Source organism: Janibacter massiliensis, assembly GCF_900289115.1.
Lineage (GTDB): Bacteria > Actinomycetota > Actinomycetes > Actinomycetales > Dermatophilaceae > Janibacter_A > Janibacter_A massiliensis.
Genome location: NZ_LT985198.1, coordinates 1 through 4,279 on the forward strand (window position 1 = coordinate 1; position 4,279 = coordinate 4,279).

The window sequence follows — 4,279 nt, forward strand, 5'->3', positions numbered from 1 at the left end:
CCCACGCCCGCACCCCGCCCCGTCGCGCCCAAGCCGCGCCCCGTCGCGCCCAAGCCCGGGACGTCGACCGTCGAGACGACGACGGCGTACACCCGGTACAAGGGCACGACGGTCAAGCGCGGCAGCCGCGGTGAGGCCGTGCGGCTCGTCCAGCGCGGGGTCGGGGTCCCGGTCGACGGCGTCTTCGGCCCGCGGACCGAGCTCGCGCTCGAGCGCTGGCAGAAGGCCCACGACCTGCGGGCGGACGGCGTCGTCCAGCGCGCCGACTGGGACGCGCTCGAGGCCCAGGCCCACCCGCTCCTGAAGTGGCGCTCGACGGTCCTCAAGGAGGGTTCGCGCGGCTGGCCCGTCAAGGCCGTCCAGCGCAACCTCGGCGTGACCAGCGACGGGTACTTCGGCGCTCGGACCATGCTGGCCGTCAAGGCGCTCCAGCAGCGGCACGGGCTCGCCGGCACCGGGGTCGTCGCGTCCCGGACGTGGCGCGCGCTCGAGGTCGAGGTCGTCGCCCGCGCCAACCGCTGAGTCTCAGCCGATCCGCGCGTCGACGCGCTCGATCGCCGCACGGTGCTCGAGCACGTCCTCGTCGGTCCCGAGGCTGAGGACGACCGAGCCGCCGGCCGCCCACGCCGCGCCCGCGACGACGAGGAGCTCGGCGGTCGAGGGGTCGACGAGGTGGACCCGGGCGCCCGGCTCGACGTCGGTCGTGATCGGTGCGCCGTGGACCTCCAGCGGCGTGCCGTCGACGACGAGCGCGACAGCCCCGTCGTCCGGCGTCCCCCAGGGCTCGAGCACGTCGCCGAAGGTCGGCAGCTCCGTCGCCTCGTCGAGGACGCCGGGCGCCGCCTCGGGGTGCGCCGTGCGGGCGAGCGCGGCCCGCGAGACGAGGACGGCACGGCGGCCGGTGTCGACGACCTCCGCCGCGAGCGCCGGGTCGTCCGTGACGACGACCGTCGTCTCCGGTCCGGAGGCGCCGTCGCCCACGCGGACGCACGCGCCGACCCGCCACGCCCCGAGCAGCCAGTGGGTCGCCCGCCAGTGCGGCTCGAGGACGATCCCGACGACGTCCCCCGGCGCGACGTCGAGCTCCTCCTGGAGGGCGTTGCCCGCCTTCGCCGCCCAGCGGGCCAGGACCCGACCGCTCAGCTCGACCCGCTCGCCGCGCGTCGGTCCGGCCAGGTCGTCGTAGCAGGTGATGCGCGGGGTGGTCGCGTCGTCCCGCTCGAGGGCGGGCAGGAGGTCCTGGGGGCGGGGCGTGGTCGGCGTCACGGACCCACCGTAGGACGCGCCGGGACCGGGCGGCCGGTCGACGTCGGGCGCGCTCGTTAGGCTCGGTGCTCCCGGCGCCCTTCCGGCGGCGCCACGAGCGGCGACCGAAGGGGAGACAGGTGAGCCCGTCCGAGGCCCTGCGCATCGCGATCGTCGGACCGACCCACCCGTACAAGGGAGGGGTCACCGCTCACACGACCGAGCTCGCCCACGCGCTCGAGGCCGCCGGGCACGACGTCCAGCTCGTCAGCTGGTCGAACATGTTCCCGAAGAACTTCTACCCCTCCGAGGAAGGCGTGCCGGGCGGGACGCCGGACGTCCCCCTCTTCCCCCGGACGATCCGCTCGATGAGCTGGCGGCGCCCCGACACGTGGGTGCGCACGGGCCGGCGGCTGCAGGACGTCGACGCGATCATCGTCGTCCACGTCATGCCGATCATGATCCCCGGCAGCCTCACCCTGCTCCAGGCCGCGGGCGTCGGGCGGACGAGCTCGACGGGGCTGGGACCGCGCTCGATCGTCATCGCGCACAACGTCCTGCCGCACGAGGTGCACCCCGGGGCGGAGGCGATGACGCGGTCGTTCCTCCGCCGGGTCGACGCCGTCGTCGTGCACAGCGACGAGGAGGCCCGCAGGGCGCACGAGCACGACGCCCGGCGGGTCGTCGTGGCCGACCTGCCGCCCCACCTGCCCGGCGGCCCGCCCGCAGAGCGACCCGAGCACCACGGCCCGGCGCGGCTGCTCGCCCTGGGGACGGTGCGCCACTACAAGGGGATCGACCTCCTGCTGCGCGCGATGATGCGGGTGCCCGGGGTGACCCTCACCATCGCGGGCGAGATGTGGTCCGACACCGGGCCGCTCATCCGCCGGCTGGCCGCCGATCGCCGGCTGCGGGGCCGGGTCGAGGTGCACGGCGGGTACGTCCCGGCCGAGCGGCTGCCCGAGCTCCTCGCCCGCCACGACGTCCTCGCCCTGGCGTACCGCTCGGCGACCGCCTCCCAGAACGTCCTGCTCGCCCAGCAGCACGGCCTGGCCGTCCTCGCCTCCGACGTCGGGACGTTCGGCGACCAGGTCCGCGACGGCGTCGACGGCCTCCTCGTCCCGGCGGAGGACGAGGACGCGCTCGTGGCGGCGCTGACGACGCTGGCCGATCCCGACCGGGTGACGGAGCTGCTCTCCGGGGTCCGGCCGCCGGACCTGACCCCCCCGTGGCAGCGGTACGTCGCGGCCATCGAGTCGGTCGCCGGGTCCGAGCCGCAGGCCGTCGTCGGCGGGGACGGGGACGAGCCCGTCGTCGAGAGCGCGCTGCGCGCCATCGCGACCCGCCTGCGCACCTCGACCCGTGCGGCGATCGCGCAGCGGCCTCCGCGGGTCCTGCTCACGGGCGACGAGCTGCCCGACCGGGTGCGTCCGACCGACGTCCTGGGGCTGGACGCCGACGCCGAGGACGCCCGGGCCCTCGCGCGGTCGGTCGGTCTGCCGCGCACCCTCGACCCCATCGCCGCGTGGGCCGCGCTCGGGGCGCTCGCCGCGGTGCTCCGGCTGCGGGACGACCACCGGCAGACCGCGACCGTCATCGACGAGTCGGGCGTCCGCTCGCCGTTCGGCCGGTGGGCACGCGCCATCGGCTTCCACCCCATCGAGCTCGAGCTGAGCGGGGGTCGCTCGTCCGTCTCGGTGCTCGACCTCGGAACGGCGAGCGTCGACGTCATCACGCGGCTGCACCCGCACGACTGCGACCTCGCCGAGGTCGACGACGCGCTGCACCAGGCGTCGTGGGCGCTGCGGACAGGCGGCGTGCTGTCGCTCACCCTCGCGGCGGGCCCGGCCGGCGCCCCCGGCTGCGTCACCCCCGCCGACCTGCGCGGTGTCGTCGCGCGCGCCGACGGGCTCGGGCTGCGGCTCGTCGGGGACCTCGACGGGGACCTGACGGCGAAGCTGCGGCGGGCCGCCGACGCGGCCCACGACGAGACCGCGGCGTTCGCCGTCGTCCGACTCACCTTCCGGAGGCGTTGATGACTGTCGATGCGACGAGCGAGGGGCCCGCCGGCTCCCGGACGCGGGCGCGGCTGCTCACGGCGATGCGGGTCCTTCTCGGCGTGTCGGTCGTCGTCACGGTCACCTGGGCGGTGTGGACGAACTGGGAAGCCGTCGTCACCTACGTCGGTCGCGTCTCGCCCTGGTCGCTCGCGCTGTGCTTCGTCGGTTCGTTCGCAGCGCCGCTGTTCACGCTGTTCGGCTGGCAGGCGCTGCTCGCCGGTGCGGGGAGCAGGGTCCGTTTCGGACCGGCTGCGAGCATCTTCTTCGTCGGTCAGCTGGGCAAGTACGTGCCGGGGTCGGTGTGGTCCGTCGTCGTCCAGGCGGAGATGGGGTCCGCCGCGAAGATCCCGCGCCGGCACACGGCGATCGCCTCGCTCATGTGCATCATCCTGTCCGCCGTCGCGGGCGTCCTCGTCGGCGTCGGGGCCCTGCCCCAGCTGCTGTGGAGCGGATCGGCGAAGGCGAGCGTGTGGGTCGTCCTCGTCGCCGTGCCCGTCATCCTCCTCGCGCTCTGGCCCCCGGTCCTCAACCGGATCATCGCGCTCGCGCTCCGGGTCATGCGACGGGAGCCGATGGACCAGCCGCTGTCGACGCGGGCCGTCCTCGTCGCCATGGCGTGGTTCGTCGCGGCGTGGCTGTCCTCGGGGTTGACCGTCTGGGTGGTCACCCGGGACATCGCCCCGCACGCCGACGTCTCGGAGCTCGCGATGTCGAGCATCAGCGGGTTCCCGCTCGCCGCCGCGATCGGGATGTTCAGCTTCATCCTCCCGGCCGGGTTCGGGGTGCGCGAGGGTCTGCTCGTGCTGCTGTGGCGTGGCCTCATGCCGGGGTCGGCGGCGACCGCGGTGGCGATGATCCTCCGGTTCATCATCACCCTCGTCGACGTCCTCTGGGCGCTCTTCGGCTGGCTGTGGGGGCGGGCGCACCGCCTCATCGGGGACCGCCCCCACAGCCAGCCGAAGAGCGCCCAGAGG

Annotated in this window: 4 protein-coding genes; 3 read left to right on the forward strand and 1 reads right to left on the reverse strand. The window is 75.2% G+C overall.

Going from position 1 to position 4,279, the window contains the following annotated elements:
- Positions 1 to 522: peptidoglycan-binding domain-containing protein (locus tag DAA34_RS11885; protein WP_199847516.1), on the forward strand; the 522-nt coding region annotated here is incomplete at its 5' end.
- A 3-nt stretch (positions 523 to 525) separates the two neighbouring features.
- Here the strand turns inward: DAA34_RS11885 and DAA34_RS11890 are convergent.
- Positions 526 to 1,266, reverse strand: a complete 741-nt coding sequence (locus tag DAA34_RS11890; RefSeq protein WP_106820170.1) for a TIGR03089 family protein — start codon at positions 1,264 to 1,266, stop codon at positions 526 to 528.
- A gap of 119 nt (positions 1,267 to 1,385) precedes the next feature.
- Here DAA34_RS11890 and DAA34_RS11895 point away from each other — a divergent pair, with 119 nt between their 5' ends.
- Positions 1,386 to 3,281: a glycosyltransferase family 4 protein gene (locus tag DAA34_RS11895; RefSeq protein WP_234354292.1), complete on the forward strand. Its 1,896-nt coding sequence runs from the start codon at positions 1,386 to 1,388 to the stop codon at positions 3,279 to 3,281.
- Positions 3,281 to 4,279, forward strand: a 999-nt coding sequence (locus tag DAA34_RS11900) for a lysylphosphatidylglycerol synthase transmembrane domain-containing protein (protein ID WP_106820172.1), incomplete at its 3' end; no start/stop codon positions are given. The genes DAA34_RS11895 and DAA34_RS11900, both read left to right, overlap by 1 nt.